Genomic DNA, 18300 nt, shown 5'->3' on the forward strand with positions numbered 1-18300 from the left:
GCAGGAGAATTGAAGGACGTAGAGCATAACAAAAAACCATCTAATTGTAAATAGATGGTAATAGAAAAAGTGATATGCCTCTATCTACATCCTACAAAAAATTGCAAAAAAAGTCTATTTCTTTTTCGCCTCCCATGGGAAAATAATGATGCGCACAATTGACATAACGTTATGTTTCACAAATTGGAGGTTTTCCATGAAACAAAATATTTATGATAATCCGATATTTTTCCATCAATACAAAGCATTAAGGCAAAAGGAATTGAATTATAATCGTCTGTTGGAGCAGCCCACAATGAAATCTTTACTACCGCCATTAACGAATAGCGACATTCTCGATATCGGCTGTGGTATGGGTGAGTTCGCCAAATATTGTATCGACCATCAGGCCAAGCATGTGACCGCACTGGATGTTTCTAGTAATATGTTGGCAATGGCGAAACAAGAGCATGCCCATCCGCAAATTGACTATCAGCTACAAGCAATCGAGGATTATGAAGGGCCTTCCAATAGCTTTGATTGTATAACAAGCTCCCTTTCCCTTCATTATGTTAAAGACTTCGATGCGGTTATTGACCGAATAGCTCGAATGCTACGTCCTAACGGTGTTTTTGTTTTTTCTGTCGAGCATCCGATTGCTACAGCTCGTCAAGCAATGGAGGATAATTGGATTTATGATGACGAGCATAATCGTCTTCACTATGCAATCGATCATTATCATGAAGAGGGCTTGCGTGAGCAGACATGGCTCGTGGAAGGGGTTGTCAAATATCATCGTACCATTGCGACGATGATCAATACATTGATTGCCCACGGGTTAACCATTGAGAAAATAGTCGAACCTCTTCCTAGCAAAGAAGCTATCCTTCAGCTTCCTTCCCTTGAAAAGGAGCTACGCCGTCCGTCCTTTTTATTTATAAAAGCTAAAAAATAAGTAAAAGCCTCACCCTACTCCTGTGGTGAGGCTTTTTTTACATAAATAATTTCTGGATCCCCTTCATCTAAGTTGTCAATAAAGCCACTTTTAATAAACCCTAAGGCTTGAAATACTTGCTGCATGCTTGTATTGGATTGATTAGTAGAAGAAAATACCTTTGGTGTCCTCGCGACTTCCAAATATGCACGCATTAAGCTAGTCGCCACCCCTTTTCTCCGCTCGGAAGGCTTGACAATCACTAAAGAAATAAAGCTATGACCAAAAAAGTCGTTATTAAATAGTAGAAAACCCGCAGCATCCTTATTAGCTTGATACAAAAGGCAGCGTTGCTCTTTAATAGCTTGTTGAATTTCATGACTTCTTGATTGATCGCCAATTACTTCTTGATCAATCGCACAAAGTACCTGTAAGTGCTCCATTCCTGCTTCTATTATATTTTGCATTTATCATCATCCTTCATAGAATAGCTCATCACCTTAATCTCATCTCGAAATCCCATGACCCGTCTTCCCTCATCCACAAATCCGCACTTTGTATAAAGGGCTTGCGCCGCTTTATTTGGTACATTTACACCTAGCACAAGCTCATTTATATGAGGGAAATGCTGCCGCACAAAATCAGGTAACAATTGCAGTGCCTTCTTGGCATAGCCTTTACCCTGCTCGTAATAATCAGTAGAAAATGAACGGATTAACAATGCCTTATCATTAGAAGTGTAAGGCTTGACCCCGTCTTTTTCATGTAGCACAAAAAAGGTTACCAGCTTGTCTCCATCCATGGCTAAAATAGCATGCCGACTGTGATCCTGCCTAGCGAGTTCAATATTTTCCTGTGGTGACTTTGTATAGCGGAGCTGCTCATCTGTTATTGTATATTCTTCTATTAAAGATTGCGCACTATCCTCATAGAACATAAGCTTCATGGACATTTAGTACTCCTCCTCGTAAATAGCTGTAAATTCGTAGTCCCCTTCTTGAAGCTGCTGTAAGTAATCATCAAAGGAGGAGGCAATGACCTCAAAGCTATCTGGATCATGCACATAACGAACCACTTGCCCTACTTGTCCCGCTTCATTTGGTGAAAAATCAAGAAACAGGCTAGATGTTCCACCATTATTCATGCAATCGGCAAAGCATAATCGTTCATTTAATGGCACATGCATATTGATTTTTCCGTCGACTTCGACATACTCCAAAAACTCTTGATAACGTTCATATATTGATTCTCGATTGTCATGATAATCTTCAATGATTTGCTCAACGGATTTCAGATAATACGGGTAGTCACCTAAATCGGAACCTAGGACAAGAACACAGATTGTTTCTTGACCATGCTTACAATAATAGGTACCATTGACATCCTGAAGTAATGCTAGTAAGGACTGCGGACAATCCGGAAAAACTTCAAGCAATGCCTGAATTTGTGTATCTGTTGCACCAGTTGCACGCTCTAATTGTCGTTGTTCCTCTTCAGGTAAGTGTTGGAGTAAACGTTGAAAATAGCTAGTACGCATTTTAATCCCTCTTTCTATTAAACTTATTTTTTACATTAATATACTTTTACTATTCCGTCATGCTACTATGGAAGTATTCATGAAGAAGGAGTTGTGCCTATGAGTTCGTTCAATGCAGTAGACGTTAAATTTTTATCAACAATCAAAGGGTTGTAACGCTACTTGCAGCCCTGATACAAGGGAGAATAACAAATGGAACACTATGTCAACACATTTCTAACTGGTCAATCAGTTATGCTACAGCAAATGGCTTCTACTGATTTAGAAGGCTTCGTAGCCAACGAAAGTGAAATAACTACATTGCTTCTTGCCAATGATGATATTCCCTTTCCTCAAACGAAAGAGGATCACACTGCATTCTTTCATAGTATAAGTGGAAAAAAGGAGGAATTCTTTTTTGGCATTTATGAAAAGGACTCCCATCAACTGATTGGCTCCTGCGGTGTTTTTTCCGTCAACTGGCAAAACAGCACTTGCTCTGTAGGCATTGCAATCGGAAAAGCGTGGCAAGGCAAAGGATATGGTACTGATGCAATGAAAACACTCATAGATTTTATTTTTCAATACATCGCTGTACAAAAAATCAAGCTTCAGGTTTTTAGCTTTAATCAGGCAGCTATTCGCTCCTATGAAAAATGCGGCTTCACAAAAGAAGGTACTTTACGCCAAGAAATTTTTCGCTTCGGTACATTTCATGACATCTTATTGTTTGGCTTACTACGCTCGGAATGGGAGAAAAATTAACCAATAACTACAAGAGAGATACTATGGTTGCTGTAGTATCTCTTTTTGTTTATTCCTCTTGCCATATGCGTGTTACTTGCTGTAGTGCTAAACCTTGGAATGTTAGTTTATAAATATCCGGCATCGTAAGCTGCTGCCAAAATGCGTAATCATAGCGGGCATCAAAGTATTGCATCATCAATACCATGATATTGCCATGTGTCCCTAAAACAAGGCTCTCCTGTGGATGGGTAAGAATGATGGATTGCAAGCTCTCGACAGCACGTGCCGTCGCCTGTTCATTTGACTCCCCACCCTCCCACGCAAAGCTTGGCTCCTGCCACACTCGCTGAATAGCTGCATGAAAATCCGTCATCGCTCCACTTGAAAGCTGCCGTTCTTTTAAAGCATCCACGGTTTGTATGGGTAGATGATGAGCATGCGCAATGCCCTCCACTGTTTGAATTGCTCGACGATATGGACTAGCATAGATTGCTTCAATTTGTTTCTCTTTAAATAATTTTGTAACACGCTCCGCATCATTTATCCCTTGCGTCGAGAGAGGTCGGTGATATTCATCCACTGAATAATGTGCATGAGCATGTCTTACAAAATACATAACAGTCATCCTATTCTTTTCATCTCCCCTGTTTTCAAAATAAAAGAATCTTCCAAATACCATCTTGCCTTTGAAGAGCAAAGGTTTTTGCGAAGTTGTGATTACTCGCGGAAATTTCCAGTTGAACAACCTGCCTATCTGGGGTGCTCGCTTCATTAATAGCTACTTGATCATAATAACGAAACATTAGATAGGTTTCTAACAAATCATATGCCCGTAAATCCATATATTGCTGTTCAAACTTTTCTTTTGTAGGAGTTGCACTATTTTGGTAAGTAATTGCATATAATGCATCTATTCGTGTTTCGTGCACTAAATCGAGCATTATCAGTACCATCTCCTCTGGCGAAAAGGTTTGCAAAACTGCTATATCGCCGTCATTTAAGAACGTCTGATAGTGCTCCTTTTTTTCTGATGGTAAATTGGCTACATAACTAAAGTCAGTCGCAGCTGTCTTGACGATGTCAGCATCAATGGTAGGTTGTTGAGCGGGTTCTTTCGCTTCACATGCTGCTAGTAAACTTGCAATAACTGCAACATAAACTAGCTTTTTCACCATACACTTCATCACCTCAAATCTATCTTTTATTATTCCATTAATTTCAAAAATTCTCAACATTTCACCATACATAATGAAATGTCCACAATTCTAAACAACATAAAAGGGAATTTGCTAAAATGTGACAAGATAAAAATCACAGGATAAATTATCGGAAAATTCAATTTCTATTCACAACTATTTTCATAGTATAAAAGGATCAATACCTTCTTTTTTTTCACTTAATTTTTTCTAAATAAAAGCAAGCAAATAACCCTATCAAGTCAATGAATAGGGTTTTAAGCATGGTATAATTTTCTATAAAAAGGGAATTAAATAGACCATTTTATTCAACATTATAAAAAACATTTCATTTTATTAAACAGGATAAAGGTCCCTACATGTGACTAAATTACGAATTTGCTAAACGATACACAATATGACATTTTTTTTAATATAAGTGATATACAATGAAAAAGTTGAATCGAGGTCATGAGAAATTAATTTCAGGAATATGGATAAAAAATTAGGAGGAAAATATCTTGGTAAACTTATTACTTAAACAATTCTTGAAGGCGGAAATTGAGATCAAACGAAGAATTATGTATAAAAAGGCAAAGGATCTTGGTTTCACCCACCCTATTGTAGTAGATTACAGTCAAGAATTGGATGTCCTACTTAATAGATATTTAAAACAAGCTCAAGCTTCCTAATCAAACGAGGCATCTATATAGAAGAAAGAATAGATTGAGATAAAGCCAGACAAGTTTTTTGGCTGGTTTTATCTTTCATGCATGCATTCATTCATCAAGCCGAAATGTATAGATACAGTAAAAGTAGGCGATGTTTTTCTTAAGAAGACATTTGGAGGTTGAATGATGCAAGTATTCATCTTAACTTTTATGGTTGTTTCTAAAATATTATTGCCACCTCAACATTCAGTAGACAAAACAACACCCACACTTTGCACACCAACTGAAATCAATACACTATATCAATATCCAAACAACCAATTTCAATCGTTTCGTGATGAGGACGAATTTTATCAGCAGCTTAATCGTACAATTTATGAGGAATATGCTAATGCTTCATTGAATATTCGTCAAAAAATGGCTTTTAGAGATATAGAAAATGCGACACAAAACTTTTATTTACAAACAAATAGTAATCAGGAAACAATCGACCTCTCTCAACATACTTTTATTCATCCCAATCGACAAGTTTATTTTTTAGCATCCTTTCAGCACAATACCGATGAGTCCTATCAAAAATTTCTTGTCATCGACGCTGAAACACAAGAAGTAATACTTGGACATTCACATTTTCTAGAAAGTTCCAAGGACCTTTAATTCATTGTATGCACATCACGTAGATTCTAGTAGTCATTTCAAAAAAATAGAAATAAAATTTTTCTAAAAATTGAAAAGCTTGCTTTGAACACGTACATTCAAAGCAAGCTTTTTTTCTACAGTGGAATTAAGATAACCTTTTTTCTTGAATAGCTCCTGTGATGTCATCTATTAGTTGCTGTAGTGATTGCTCAACGGAATTTTGCTGACCATGTCTACGAACAGCCACTCGTTGGTTCTCAACCTCACGATCTCCAATGACAAGAATATACGGAATTTTTTGTAGCTGTGCTTCACGTATCTTTTTCCCAAGCTTTTCTTGGCGGTCATCTAATTGCACACGAATTTCTTGCTCTTGTAATACTTCTACTACTTGTTTGGCATAGTCATGATGCACTTCTGCAACATTAATAACTTGTACTTGCTGTGGTGCTAGCCAAGTTGGGAATGCTCCTCCAAAATGCTCAATAAGAATGCCTAAGAAGCGATCAATCGAGCCAAATACCGCTCGATGGATAACAACAGGTCTTACTTTTTCATTGTGTTCATTAATATATGTTAAATCAAACTTCTCTGGCAGCTGGAAATCAAGCTGTACTGTTGCACATTGATGGCTGCGCTGAATTGCATCTTTAATATGAATGTCAATTTTTGGTCCATAAAAAGCGCCATCGCCCTCATTGATTGTATAGGCAATACCCAAATTTGTTAGCACGTTCTCTAGTGCCGCTTCTGCTTGATCCCATAGTGCCAAATCGCCCATATAATCATCTGGTCGTGTCGATAATTCTATTGTATAGCGGAAACCAAATACGTTGTACACCTCGTCAATAATCTTTAATGCCAGCGCAATTTCATCCTCAATTTGCTGTGGTGTTACAAAAATATGGGCATCATCCTGACAAAATGATCGGACACGTAATAAACCATTTAAGGCTCCACTAAATTCATGTCGATGTACTTGCCCAAATTCAGCCATGCGAATTGGTAAGTCTCTATAGGAATGGAGGCTGTTTTTAAAAATGAGCATATGTCCTGGGCAGTTCATTGGCTTTAAGGCAAAGCTTTGATCATCCACCTGTGTAAAATACATTTGATCCTTATAATGATCCCAATGGCCCGACTGCTCCCAGAGGCGCTGATTCATCATTAGTGGTGTCCTTACTTCCCTATAATCATATTTCGCTTGTAAATGTCGCAAATAGGTTTCCAGCTCATTGCGCAAAATTTGACCGTTTGCTAAATAAAATGGCATGCCAGGCGCTTCTTCTGAAAACATAAATAAGGATAGCTCTTTACCAAGCTTGCGATGATTACGCTTTTCCGCTTCCTCTAAAAAGACAAAATGGTTGTGCAGCTCTTCTTTTGTAGCAAAGGCTACACCGTAAATGCGCTGAAGCATTGGCTTACTGCTGTCACCTCGCCAATAAGCTCCTGACACATGCATTAATTTAAAGTGCTGCAATTTACCTGTAGTTGGGACATGTGGGCCTCGACATAAATCGTAAAACTCTCCCTGCTCATAAATCGTTACCGCTTCATCTACCGGAATAGCCTCAATTAGCTCTAGCTTCAACGCATCGTGTGCAAATAGCCGCTGTGCTTCCTCCCGAGATACTTCACGCCTGTGAATTTGGATATTTTCCTGCGCAATTTGTTTCATCTTTTTCTCAATTTGCTGCAAATCACTTGGTGTTAATGTGTTGGCAATATCTATATCATAATAAAAGCCGTTTTCAATGACTGGTCCTACCCCAAATTGTGCATGTGGGTATAGTCGCTTAATTGCTTTCGCTAATAAATGGGCCGTAGAATGGCGAATAACCTCGATCCCTTCCTTCGAGCTTGCATCGTACAATGTAACTTGAGCATCTTCCATAATCGGGTGCGTCAAATCAACGATGGTTCCATTAACACTTCCTGCCACTGCCTTTTTACGAAGCTCGGGACGAATTGCCTGCGCAATATCGGTTAGTGTCACGCCTTTCGTAAATACTTGCTGTTGACTATCTGGAAATTGAATGTGAATAACTTGATTTGACATGTTCTCTACTCCTTTTAGTAAAAATGTAATAATATGCGCCTCGGCATTGTTTCTGTCTAGATTTTTGGAGTTTGCTCGAAAAGCTCTCTCCAAAATTCATCCATGACACCCGCCTGAGCGTTTATCTTGATTCCGTTGTCGCTATGTTTTCGAAATAAAAACAATTGCTGAATCAAAATAAAAAAAACACATATTCGCCCCAACAAAGGGACGAGTATGTGTTATTACCCGTGGTTCCACCCAAATTCCCACTAGTTTATTTGCTAGCGGCTCATTGATTTTGCTGTAACGTTGCAAAAAACGGTGCAAGTTTCCAAGCACGGCTCCAAGGTAGTAAGAAGAAATCACGACATTAGGAAGCTTGCAGCGATTGCCTCCCTCTCTGAAAATGGTTGATTAAATCTCTTGTCCTTATCATTGCCCATTTCATCTTGCATGAAATTGTTAATTACTATAACGAATAGTGGATTTTTTGTCAAACACTGATTTGAAAAAATTAACGATTGCTAGGCAGTGTGTAATCAGGCCGCTGTACACAGTAGCGGCAATGCAGATCATCACATATTTCCTCTTTCAACTCATTACAGTATGTGAAAAATAAAACTATCAAAGGTATCATCATAAATGACATAACGTTCACAAGTGGAGTATTTTGGTTCCGCTAATCTTTATTCACGACCACTACATTTCCCCGTTGCTCAATTCGCACATTTTTGTTATCTCTTAATGATTTTTCACTTCTAAAGTCTCGCTTTTAGTTTGCCATTTCATATGAATTATAGGTTTCGCATCACGTTTAAACATTTTCTCACTCTCTTTTTTCGTGAATGAATAATATCCCTCTTTATTTAAATGTGCATCATCCAACGATTGAGTGATTTTTGTTCCTTCAATTGTAATTTGTAAAGGCCCCAAATCATGGGAGTCACCCAGATAATATAAACGTAAGCCTTCCTCGGTATTATTATGATAGATCGCTTTCCAATGTTCACTTTTAGCAATGTAATGAATCTCTTGTTCTTCACTTTGACAGCCTGCTAAAAGGATAAACAGGACCAGTGGAAGTATCCATTTTTTCAACAAGCCTTCCCCCTAACAATGCATAGTGACAGTAAATCCTGTTGGCTTTTCTTCAAAAACATCATGATATTCTGTAAACACGAAGTCGAGTCCTTGGATGTCATCTGGTAAGGGTGGTGTCACCACAAACTTATTGCTTTCATGCCCATCCGAGCCGCTCGCACCCGTATTTCGACATTCGTAATGATCATCTATAAACAACTTTAAATATTTGCAGTCCAATTTTTCATGAATACGCTGAGTAGCGTCTTGTTGCGCATCCCAGTCAATTAATAGCTGGACCACACTTGCATTTTTGTATTGGCGAATATAGGAAACTGTATATAACCGTTCCCCCGCTTCAACTGTCTGTAATACGGGAATATATTGAAGAAAGCCTGTAGGTTCTACCTTTGCTTGATAGTATTTTTCTGATCTTATTAAACTAAAGAGCATGGTTAAAAATAAGTCATCAAGGCCATACTTTTGCGCCCATTCCGAGATGGTTTCATCAGTGGGGAAACCTGGGGTATGACTGAATTGCTCTTTCCGTAGTTGCAACAGTACACAAATTTCTTCGTCTATTTCTTCTAGCCTTGGGTCGTCGTAGCCCTTGCTTGGCATTTTAGACATCCAACTCCTCCTCCATCCTACGATCCTTCTTCTTTCTATACGATATTCCCACCATTTGGTTCCATAAACAGCCTAATTTTACTTTTAAGTACCAAAATTGCTATAATTCAGTTAATTAAAAAAGGGGGGTCTATATGAAAAAAATCATCATGATCTTGTCTTTCCTTATCATTATCGCTGTTGGTTTTTTAATTGTAAAAAAAGACCAAAGCGATTCTACAACAGATGTTATGAAAAATAACAACTCTACAACAGACGTACTGGAGAACACTGAATACTCCGCAAAGGATATATTAGCAAACGCTGATTTTAATGTGGAAAAGCAGACTATAACCGTTCATACCATTGATACAGATAAAAAAGATATATTTACACGAATTGAAATTCCAGAAGAAACGCAAAAAAAGCTTATACAAGCTTTTCAGAATGCAAAATTTGCTAAATCAACAATAGACCCAACTGAGTACGATTACCGAATAACGATTTCATTAAATACAGGTTATACAATGTATCTTATTTCAGACAAAAAGTCGCTGCATATTGTTAATAATCGAGAAAATTATGCCATTGTAAACGATAGTGATTTTTTTAGTATTTTAGTAAATACAACAAAATAAGAGGCACTTACTCAAATGTAAGTGCCTCTATATAAGGACAAAAACTGTATAAGCGTATTAAATCATCAATCATAAAGAGAATGGAGTAGTTGATGGTCACCCTCAACTGTTGAAAAATCATTTTCTTTCCAACGTTTTAATATATCAATATATGTTTCATTATGAAAAAAGACGGCTTCCTCTTCTTCTGTTATCTGCATCAAATGATCAATTCGTTCCGCTGTTATCTCCATTGTACCTTCTTCTACATGCGTATCAACCTTTTGGTGTGTCATATCTAACATCACTTCTTGCACTAAACGTTCATCAAACGTTTTATCTCCACTTTGCCAATCATCAAGCATAGCGGCATGAACACCGTCTACCCAAGATAAATCCGTTTCATTAAGTGATTCTTCCCCATCATCTTCAACAATGGACTCTGTTTCTTTATCATTTATCCAAAACGCAACACCTATACTCAACACTACAGCTACAAAAAGAACACCCCAAATATAACTTTTTTTCAATTTTAAACCACCTCTTTAAAAATTATCGCAAATTTATTACGGCCAAACAATAGAAACACAAAAAGTCCCCTACATATGTAGGAGACATTATGAATTGTCTATTCACGCTGCAAAGCATTTGTTGATGCTTGTATGCATGAGAGTTTGGTAGTTTGCAATAGCATAGATTTTTGCCATAACTCGAATAAAGGCTCCAATTTCATACAATGCTCAAGCGATGGTTCGTTCTGAGTAGCCTCAGATCTTCTGCTAGTTGTCCTTTTTAAGGATACGTCAACGTATTTTCCATTGCCCTAAGACATTGGATAGCTAAGCTAATTGACTACAACATCATTGTGCCAGCTCGTTGAGTCAGATAATTGATATGTGACCATATTGGCTGTGACTGCGAGAACAACCCCCGCTCTCGATATATTAGAATGGGTCGGACTTTCCAGCACAAGAACTACATAGCCCTCTCCCCGCCCCTGTTCATCAATTGCCTTTGCTGCATTGATGTCAAAAGTACAATAGGATTGCTCAGTTGTTGCAAATAGAAGCCGCTCCTCATGATAAGCACCGTTCTCTTTTAAATTGTAGCTAACTGGCATCCAACCTTCAGACCATTCAATACTACCTATTATTTCTCGTCTTCGACTGGCAACCCGACCAATTGAATACATAAAATATATTTTCATTATCGTTTGATTGTCTTCATTTCTCCCATTACAAGTGGCTGTCACGTCAAGCATAATATCATTGTTCGAAAGCTTTTTCATTAACACTAACGTCACAGTGATAATACAGATAAATAGTACTATACCAAAAATGATAAATGCCATTAGGTCCCTCCTAGTATCAAGATTGCTGTTACTAAAATATTACCATGATTTAGGAGAGATAGGTGCTTTTCATCAAACAATCTTAGAAATAGACACGGGCATAAAGGATAAGACAAAATTTGCTTCGCTTATCCTTATTTCCCCGCTTGAAGCTCGGCTGTTAGTGTAAAAGGTATTTTTAAATACTCATAGTGAATCGTTACTTTCTTAATGTCAGAAGCTTGAACTTGAACAGCATAATGCTGGGGCTGCTTGCCAATCGCTTGTTGATCTATGTATCGACTTGGTAAAATTATGCGCTGTGATAATTTATGAAAAGACATTTGGCTATTTCCCTCTAGTTTTGTTTCTACCTCAAATGGTTCGGACTTACTAATGACAAGCTCTACGCTGTCTGGAAGCTTATCGTTCACAAGAAGTTGTTTGAGTTTAATTTCACGTAGCCCTTTATTTTCAAGCGCTATTATTTTGACTGCCTCATTGTCCTGTTTGCTTGTATAGCTTTGAATGACAAGTGGCGGATTACTTTTGAGATAAATCATAAAAACGGCACCGACCACAAGTACACTCAATACAAAAATAAATAGTAATTTTTTCATACTTTCCCTCTCTTTCTCTTTCATCAGTATAACAAAAACAACCTGACCTATTGATAGTCAAGTTGTTTTTGTAAACGTATTTCATCTCGTATCGGGATACCATCATTACCAATGAAAGGGATAGAAGGCTTATAGGCTCTCGCCTGTTCGACTGCATTGCGCAATATTTCGAGTAAATAATAGCCTCGTTTTTGATAAAATTTCAAGGCATGTAAGTTATCGTTCGTTGTGATAAGAGAAATGCTTGTACAACCTTGTCCAACAGCTTCTTGCTCTACAGCTTTTACAAGCGCTGAACCAATGCCTCTCCCCTCAACTGTACTATCCAATGATATAATTTCACAGTCCTCTTCGCGCATAATATAGGTAATCAATCCAATAATCGCTCGCTGCTCATCCAAAAAAGCAAAGCCTTCTAATTGACTGCAGTCATAGATCCCACTGGAAATGACCATTTCTGTACTGCCCCAATGCTCCTCAAAAAAATGAAGCACCTCATGTTGGGGTAATTGGTGAATTTTTGTCAATGTCATGTTTAGAACCCCTTTTTTAAATCGAAATATGAAAAACACCTGCAATCGCCTTTTGAATGCCTAGGAACACTGCCCATGACAGCACACCTAGACCAATAGCAAGGACGATATGCATTGAGGATTTCATCGCCATGTATATCACAAAAAGCATGCACATTGTTGCTGGCAGGCCAACGATGACTCCTACGGTAAAACGCTGAATATGCTCGCTCGACTCACTTTGCACCGTCAGCCAAATAATACTTAAAATACTCACCAACGGCAATGCGGCAATAATGCCACCATAGGTTGGAAATCTTCGTGCTACCTCGGTTACAACACCAATAATCGCCGCCGAGCTAAGAATTTTAAAAAATGTATACATTATTTCGCCACCTCACTTAGGCGTCGAAATGCCTGTAGGATAGCTTGCTGTTCCTGTTCAGTTAGCTGAAGAAGTGCCTGCTGTAGCTTGTCCTCATCTAATTCGGAGTTTTTCTTCAGCACCTGTAGCCCTTCTGGGGTTAAATGAAGAATAACTTTCCGTTGATCATCGCTCGCACGCTCCTTTGTCACCCAGCCATGGCGCTCCAGCTTTTTAATATGCTCTGACGCTGTATTGGGAGAAATATTTAGTAATCCAGCAATATCACGTACTGTTACTTCCGCTTCCTTTTGAATCATCTGTAAAATACGGACGCTTTGATGGGAAATGACATCCTCATGTGTTGTATGTAGATGATAGAAAATCGTTGTAAAATAGTCATTTATATCTTTAATCATCGTCTAGACTCCTTTAATATATCGTTCCACACGATTATATCGTATAATACGACATAACAAAAGAGACATCCTTAAAGTTTTTATTTTCAGACAGTTCCCCAACAACCTTCTTAAAATTTCTATCTATTTTTCATAATCATCTATCTTTCTGCGTATCTTGCTAACGATGTGAAATAGGTACTTGTCATCATCAACTTTCTACATTATTATTACCCTATTCTGTATTTAATCGAGGACATCCAATGTTATACTTTCTCTATTTTCTAGTTGGTGGCACAATCATGGTACTGGCGCTGCTGCTAAGCCAATCAAAATACTTATTTTTGTCAGGCATTATTACCGCATTACCGATTCTGACGCTCATCAATATGGGGATGCAAATGAAAAATATGAAAGAAGATACCTTTCATACCGTCTTACAAAATACAGTATTTGGCGCGGTCGGTATGTTGTTATTTACCGTACTTGTCTTTTTATTAACGAATTGGTTGAAGCCAAGTATTTCGGTCATGAGCGCACTCGCTGTCTATGCCGTATTTATGCTATCTGGCAAATATATACTATCGATGTTCGCTTAAAAGTTGAAAAAGGAGCTGCCATATGACAGCCCCTTTTTTAGTAGATCGAAAATTCGTCAACCTGTTGATAATCTTCACATAAACACCCTTCTTAAACCTGTCAATCGCTTGGGTATTCATATATTTTACATTGTCTGATAGTTCGCTTGCCTTCCATAATTGCTGTTCGTGATAAACAAATGGATCAATTAAACGTACCTTATTCCGAAAATGAAAATCAAAACTCTCTTGATTCTCGCATACTTCAACATGTTCATGGAGCTGCTGTAAAAGAGCTTGAACGGCTTGATCATGCAAAGCTTTCATATACATCAATACGTCGTCATCCGTTTTTTGGAGATCCCCTAGTGTTAGAATTTGTTTGTCTAGCGATAATTTAATAACTTGTGCTAACTTACGAGTAGCATAAATATTTAAAGGATGCAGGAAAAAGTCTAACACTTCCTGATAATAAGTTTTCACAAACCACTCTGCACTTCTAATTGTTGTCACACACATTTTCCCTTGATAAATGAATACATCCTGTAAAAATTGGTGGATATCTTGAATTGAGACTTGGCCGTAAAAATACATATCTCTTAATGTATAATCTACACGATCCGCACACAATGCTGGAGCTGGTTGCTCTAGTATTAGCCATCTTAATGGATTAAGTAAAATATTCTCTGCATCGTAGCCATGTTTTTTAATTATTGCAGGGATTGTCGATTGCTTGATGACATCCAACCATATCATTTCATGATAATCTTCCGCTTCATTATCAAGGACAACATCCACGACATGAGAAAATGCAGTATGGGAGACATCATGTAATAGGCCCGCAATTTGCTCCTCCACTGATCCCCCAAACTTTTTGATCAGTAGCATAACACCTATCGAATGCTCAAATCTCGAAATATTCCAATTGCTGTTGACTAGAAAGCTCGCTCCAGCCTGATGAATTCCTTTTAATCGTTGCACTCGCTCGCTTAAAATAAGTTCTTCTAGCACACCATCAATTTCGAATGATCCATACATGCATCTGTAATCAGCATTTAACCATTGTCCTTAACATGGTTTGTAATGACAAAAACTCCACCACAGTGTGATATCGGATCAAATGTTAGCTGACAACTATCCTGCAATAAAGCTTGTAGCTCCTCGTGGACAAAATAAAATTCACCATCATCCCAATAGCCTTTGCTATCCAGTCGACATTGTTCTAGCTGTTCCCTTGTGTTAAAGGCAACATCGCCAATTAACATTTTACCATTGGGCTTTAGATGCTCTAATAATTGGGTAATATACGACACCTTTTGCTCATCTGTAAAATGATGGAGCGCATAGGTACTAATAATGGCATCATATGACTGCTGGAACAGCACGGTAGGTAACCCTTTCGTTAAATCCCACTCGATTAAATTAGCCTGTGGCATTTTTTCTTTCGCAATAGCTATCATGTTAGAAGAAAAATCGAAGCCATTGATCTTATGGCCATGCTCATAAAGCTTGGCAGTTAAAATGCCTGTTCCAAAGCCTATATCTAAAACAGTCGAAGCTGGAACGTCCATTACTTCGTTAAAAATTTTATTTAATATCGCCTTATAGCCTGCAAATGGATATTGATTGTTTTCCTCACTTAGTTGAACGGTTTGATCATAATCATCCGCCCATAAATCGAATCCCTGTTTATTTAATATCATAGTGCCTCCTACAATTGATACATTCTCCAAGCCTTTGTTATTGTACGATTTGTAGTCTGTTTCATAAAAAACGCTCCCTTCTTTAACCAATTCATGCTATTATACCAATTTTTTGTATATCGAACAATTCAGAAAATAATTCGAACTTTATCATTTATCAAATGATTGAAGTAGCCCTTTAGAGTTCATTCAATTTGTAATTGGATATTGCATCATTTTTGGTCGCTATTTTTTTATTGACCACTTTAATAAGAGCAGCCTTGTTCATAACTTGGCCTTATTAATCTGGAGCAATTTCATACAAAGTAAGTAGAAGAAAATTGCATTTTTATGTAGTATTTTTTTCAAATTCAATGTTATATTCTCCAAAAGGTAAACTTTAAATAATTTATAAAATATGCTAGACAAGATTATTTATCTTGTCTAGCGTATCATTTGTATGTTAGTGATTATTCAATTCTCTTCATCCTTTGATGTAATAAACCATCCGAACTGTTATTTTCACCATAGACGAAATTCTGCATATAATAGTTCAAGTATTTTCCATAATCACTTTGTGTATTTAATAATAATTCATCGACATAGTATACACCTAAAGGAACATTATCTAACATTAAACTCGCAGTCCCTGCATATATTCCACAAGCTACTTGAAAGTAAGTTGCGCTAGTTTTATATTTTGGGAATATATCACTACTTTTCATCGAGTTATACATATAAATTTCCTTATCACTGTATACTAATAGAACACCAACAAGGTCCTCTCCTTCCACCTCTCCATCAGATGGGTCAATCAGTTTTTGCTTCCAATCCCAAAGATCATCTACATTATCTAGATTTTTTCTAATTAATTCGGTTGTATATTCATTGACTCGATAGATAAATCCTATTTCAAAATCATATATTTCACCTAATGTCAGTACTTCTTCATGAGGCATAAGACAACCGTAAAATTCCTTTTCCCCCAATTTCACCTTAAATTCAGAAGCATAGACGTCATCGTATAAGTATAATGGTAAATGGTGGTGGACAAACATTGGATAGCTTAAAATTGCTTCATCCAGAAAACATTCAACAGACCAAGTAGAATAAATAGTTTTAGGCTGAATAAGCGTTTTGTCTTTATAGAAAGAGCTGTCATGTTCAATAATGTAACAAGCTAATGGTTTGTTATCAGCATGATCTTCCAATAACTTAAATGCCATCCATTGAACGACTCCCGGGTTCATACCTGAGCCAATAATCGCTCTTGTATTAGTAAGTGTTTCTTTTATATCTTCAAATCGATAATAGCGTTCAGTCAAGGGGAAACCATATAAACTCTCATCCAGATCTACCGCAGTATTTTCTAAAGCGGAGTTAATATAATGAACACCCAGTTTATTACAGCATTGTAGCATGTCAATTGTATCAGCCCAGGATACATCAATAACTAATTTTGTATTTGTTGATTGTAGATGTTCAGTAAACTTAGCTGTGTCACTTAGGTCAAATTGTAAGAGGGTAATTTTATCATTTAAATGTGGAAACAAAGTATCATAATAATCTAATGGATTTTGTTCGATATCTATTAGAAATAGTTTCGAACTTGTAATAACATGATGGATAGGATCGTTTTTATCTATAGCGGAATGATTAAGAATAGATAGTATTGACTTAGCAACACCGCCCTTACTTCCAAGGATAGTGATAGAATATTGGTTAAGTTGTTCCACGGCATTACATCCTTTTCTTATAATTAACATAGCTTATGAATTTTCGAATGAGTATGCTTGTATGAAACAACTAATTTCAATAAAACATTCACTTTCGTTAAATAGCTTAATTAATGCATGCCTATGTAATTATCGCATCATATTACCTTAATCAATTTCCCATTATAGTGCTGTGAGTCTATTGACCTGTTACATTATCTAAATGTATAAACCAAATGTATTGATAAAATAAAATACAAAAGACCACACAGAATACAAAATTTTGTGTAGTCCAAGAAAAATTATCTCTCGTTTGTTTTTTTACTCTTATATTATTCTTATTTTGATATGATTGAATTCAATTGCATAAAAACTATTGTATTTATCCTACAAAAAACAATGAAGCATCATGGAGTATGAATAGTTTTTATATGTTGGAGATTATAATAGACGATATCCTTAGCAGTTTGAAATTGGATAATTGAACCTTTTATTTCAGTTATTTTCCCTGTAAAATTGTTTTTTTCACTTAAGTTTAATACTATAAGTTTATTTCTTAAATTTCCAATTTGAGCCTCAAAAGTACTTGGGAAATGTTCGTTACATGCAGTAATTAAAAATTCATCATCTGTTAGTTGATACGGCTTCTGTTGGTGACTATAAGGTACGATTGTTTTTATATGTTTAATGGGAATATACATTTTTTTGTAAACGGGAGATTGAAATACAATATAATCATTTAAAATACTGGAGATATATCCATGGAATGGCTGATTATTTAACACCTGAATTTCTAAAAATGTCCCTAAAGATTTTGTTAGAACTTTTGCAAACGTCATTTCTTCATTTGAATCGTTAAATATTTTATCCTGTGTTATAGATGAAGGAATTTTAAGTCCATCTTCATTAACATCATCTATTTTTATCTCATGAATGTGATTAAAAGGAATATAAAAAAATTCTTTACCGTTAAATAAAACAACTAATTCACTACTGCTATCAATTATGATTCCTTTGAGTATTTTTTTCCCTGTTACTTCTAATTTAACGATTTCTTTATCAAAATCTTGAATCAAATTCTTCAAAGTCT

24 protein-coding genes are annotated in these 18300 nt (G+C 36.7%); 6 read left to right on the forward strand and 18 right to left on the reverse strand.

The features are described 5' to 3' along the window. Positions 1 to 196: 196 nt before the first annotated feature. A complete protein-coding gene (locus SJW71_RS13240; protein WP_407136013.1) occupies positions 197 to 934 on the forward strand; it encodes a class I SAM-dependent methyltransferase in 738 nt (245 codons plus the stop codon). Positions 935 to 948: 14 nt separating this feature from the next. Here the strand turns inward: SJW71_RS13240 and SJW71_RS13245 are convergent, their stop codons facing one another. The 3 genes from SJW71_RS13245 to SJW71_RS13255 are packed head-to-tail and all read right to left on the reverse strand — an operon-like array spanning position 949 to position 2450. Further along, positions 949 to 1380: a GNAT family N-acetyltransferase gene (locus SJW71_RS13245; protein ID WP_274797024.1), complete on the reverse strand. Its 432-nt coding sequence runs from the start codon at positions 1378 to 1380 to the stop codon at positions 949 to 951. Continuing rightward, a complete protein-coding gene (locus SJW71_RS13250) occupies positions 1368 to 1865 on the reverse strand; it encodes a GNAT family N-acetyltransferase (protein ID WP_274797023.1) in 498 nt (165 codons plus the stop codon). Before SJW71_RS13250 ends, SJW71_RS13245 begins: the two co-directional genes overlap by 13 nt. Further along, positions 1866 to 2450: an SMI1/KNR4 family protein gene (locus SJW71_RS13255; RefSeq protein ID WP_274797022.1), complete on the reverse strand. Its 585-nt coding sequence runs from the start codon at positions 2448 to 2450 to the stop codon at positions 1866 to 1868. Between the two features lie 192 nt (positions 2451 to 2642). Here SJW71_RS13255 and SJW71_RS13260 point away from each other — a divergent pair, with 192 nt between their 5' ends. Next, the gene (locus SJW71_RS13260) at positions 2643 to 3194 is read left to right on the forward strand and encodes a GNAT family N-acetyltransferase (protein ID WP_341386146.1); all 552 of its coding nucleotides are present in this window, start codon (positions 2643 to 2645) and stop codon (positions 3192 to 3194) included. 49 nt (positions 3195 to 3243) lie between these two features. Here the strand turns inward: SJW71_RS13260 and SJW71_RS13265 are convergent, their stop codons facing one another. Next, the gene (locus SJW71_RS13265; RefSeq protein WP_431810994.1) at positions 3244 to 3801 is read right to left on the reverse strand and encodes a histidine phosphatase family protein; all 558 of its coding nucleotides are present in this window, start codon (positions 3799 to 3801) and stop codon (positions 3244 to 3246) included. A 25-nt stretch (positions 3802 to 3826) separates the two neighbouring features. Continuing rightward, entirely contained in the window at positions 3827 to 4351 is a 525-nt protein-coding gene (locus tag SJW71_RS13270; RefSeq protein WP_312507288.1) for a hypothetical protein, read from the reverse strand. Between the two features lie 521 nt (positions 4352 to 4872). On the opposite strand from SJW71_RS13270, the gene SJW71_RS13275 reads away from it, so the two are divergent. Beyond that, positions 4873 to 5043 (forward strand): aspartyl-phosphate phosphatase Spo0E family protein, encoded by a 171-nt coding sequence (locus SJW71_RS13275; protein WP_004230265.1) that lies wholly within the window; start codon positions 4873 to 4875, stop codon positions 5041 to 5043. 162 nt (positions 5044 to 5205) lie between these two features. After that, positions 5206 to 5679: a hypothetical protein gene (locus tag SJW71_RS13280; protein WP_431810995.1), complete on the forward strand. Its 474-nt coding sequence runs from the start codon at positions 5206 to 5208 to the stop codon at positions 5677 to 5679. Between the two features lie 127 nt (positions 5680 to 5806). On the opposite strand, the gene thrS is transcribed toward SJW71_RS13280, so the two are convergent. The 3 genes from thrS to SJW71_RS13295 all read right to left on the reverse strand — a co-directional run bounded on the left by thrS (position 5807) and on the right by SJW71_RS13295 (position 9415). Then, entirely contained in the window at positions 5807 to 7723 is a 1917-nt protein-coding gene (thrS, locus tag SJW71_RS13285) for a threonine--tRNA ligase (RefSeq protein WP_431810996.1), read from the reverse strand. 723 nt (positions 7724 to 8446) lie between these two features. Next, complete coding sequence (locus tag SJW71_RS13290; protein WP_274797014.1) at positions 8447 to 8803, reverse strand: hypothetical protein; 357 nt, start codon at positions 8801 to 8803, stop codon at positions 8447 to 8449. Positions 8804 to 8815: 12 nt separating this feature from the next. Beyond that, the gene (locus SJW71_RS13295; protein ID WP_431810997.1) at positions 8816 to 9415 is read right to left on the reverse strand and encodes a hypothetical protein; all 600 of its coding nucleotides are present in this window, start codon (positions 9413 to 9415) and stop codon (positions 8816 to 8818) included. Between the two features lie 134 nt (positions 9416 to 9549). On the opposite strand from SJW71_RS13295, the gene SJW71_RS13300 reads away from it, so the two are divergent. Continuing rightward, the gene (locus tag SJW71_RS13300) at positions 9550 to 10032 is read left to right on the forward strand and encodes a hypothetical protein (protein WP_431810998.1); all 483 of its coding nucleotides are present in this window, start codon (positions 9550 to 9552) and stop codon (positions 10030 to 10032) included. A gap of 65 nt (positions 10033 to 10097) precedes the next feature. Here SJW71_RS13300 and SJW71_RS13305 read toward each other — a convergent pair whose 3' ends face one another. The 6 genes from SJW71_RS13305 to SJW71_RS13330 all read right to left on the reverse strand — a co-directional run bounded on the left by SJW71_RS13305 (position 10098) and on the right by SJW71_RS13330 (position 13256). Continuing rightward, a complete protein-coding gene (locus SJW71_RS13305) occupies positions 10098 to 10541 on the reverse strand; it encodes a DUF6241 domain-containing protein (RefSeq protein WP_431810999.1) in 444 nt (147 codons plus the stop codon). A gap of 314 nt (positions 10542 to 10855) precedes the next feature. Next, entirely contained in the window at positions 10856 to 11362 is a 507-nt protein-coding gene (locus SJW71_RS13310; RefSeq protein WP_429979096.1) for a hypothetical protein, read from the reverse strand. A 134-nt stretch (positions 11363 to 11496) separates the two neighbouring features. Then, positions 11497 to 11961, reverse strand: coding sequence for a hypothetical protein (locus SJW71_RS13315; protein ID WP_274797009.1), 465 nt, complete (start codon positions 11959 to 11961; stop codon positions 11497 to 11499). A 47-nt stretch (positions 11962 to 12008) separates the two neighbouring features. Further along, a complete protein-coding gene (locus tag SJW71_RS13320) occupies positions 12009 to 12494 on the reverse strand; it encodes a GNAT family N-acetyltransferase (RefSeq protein WP_274797008.1) in 486 nt (161 codons plus the stop codon). 16 nt (positions 12495 to 12510) lie between these two features. Next, positions 12511 to 12858, reverse strand: a complete 348-nt coding sequence (locus SJW71_RS13325) for a DUF3147 family protein (RefSeq protein WP_205443261.1) — start codon at positions 12856 to 12858, stop codon at positions 12511 to 12513. Further along, complete coding sequence (locus SJW71_RS13330) at positions 12858 to 13256, reverse strand: MarR family winged helix-turn-helix transcriptional regulator (protein ID WP_274797007.1); 399 nt, start codon at positions 13254 to 13256, stop codon at positions 12858 to 12860. Before SJW71_RS13330 ends, SJW71_RS13325 begins: the two co-directional genes overlap by 1 nt. A 242-nt stretch (positions 13257 to 13498) precedes the next feature. Between SJW71_RS13330 and SJW71_RS13335 the strand changes: the two genes are divergently transcribed. Beyond that, positions 13499 to 13834 (forward strand): hypothetical protein, encoded by a 336-nt coding sequence (locus SJW71_RS13335; protein ID WP_274797006.1) that lies wholly within the window; start codon positions 13499 to 13501, stop codon positions 13832 to 13834. On the opposite strand, the gene SJW71_RS13340 is transcribed toward SJW71_RS13335, so the two are convergent. The 4 genes from SJW71_RS13340 to SJW71_RS13355 all read right to left on the reverse strand — a co-directional run bounded on the left by SJW71_RS13340 (position 13817) and on the right by SJW71_RS13355 (position 18295). Continuing rightward, positions 13817 to 14851 carry an HD domain-containing protein gene (locus tag SJW71_RS13340; RefSeq protein ID WP_431811000.1) on the reverse strand — a complete coding sequence of 345 codons (1035 nt, stop codon included), beginning with the start codon at positions 14849 to 14851 and terminating at the stop codon, positions 13817 to 13819. The genes SJW71_RS13335 and SJW71_RS13340 overlap by 18 nt on opposite strands. A 17-nt stretch (positions 14852 to 14868) precedes the next feature. Further along, on the reverse strand, positions 14869 to 15516 hold the full coding sequence (locus SJW71_RS13345; RefSeq protein ID WP_431811001.1) for a class I SAM-dependent methyltransferase: 648 nt from the start codon (positions 15514 to 15516) through the stop codon (positions 14869 to 14871). A gap of 449 nt (positions 15517 to 15965) precedes the next feature. Continuing rightward, positions 15966 to 17231 (reverse strand): S-adenosylmethionine decarboxylase related protein, encoded by a 1266-nt coding sequence (locus SJW71_RS13350; RefSeq protein ID WP_274797004.1) that lies wholly within the window; start codon positions 17229 to 17231, stop codon positions 15966 to 15968. 386 nt (positions 17232 to 17617) lie between these two features. Beyond that, positions 17618 to 18295: a DUF2642 domain-containing protein gene (locus SJW71_RS13355; protein WP_274797003.1), complete on the reverse strand. Its 678-nt coding sequence runs from the start codon at positions 18293 to 18295 to the stop codon at positions 17618 to 17620. Positions 18296 to 18300: the final 5 nt, after the last annotated feature.

The organism is Lysinibacillus sp. FW12, assembly GCF_050817245.1.
In the GTDB taxonomy this organism is placed as follows: domain Bacteria; phylum Bacillota; class Bacilli; order Bacillales_A; family Planococcaceae; genus Lysinibacillus; species Lysinibacillus irui.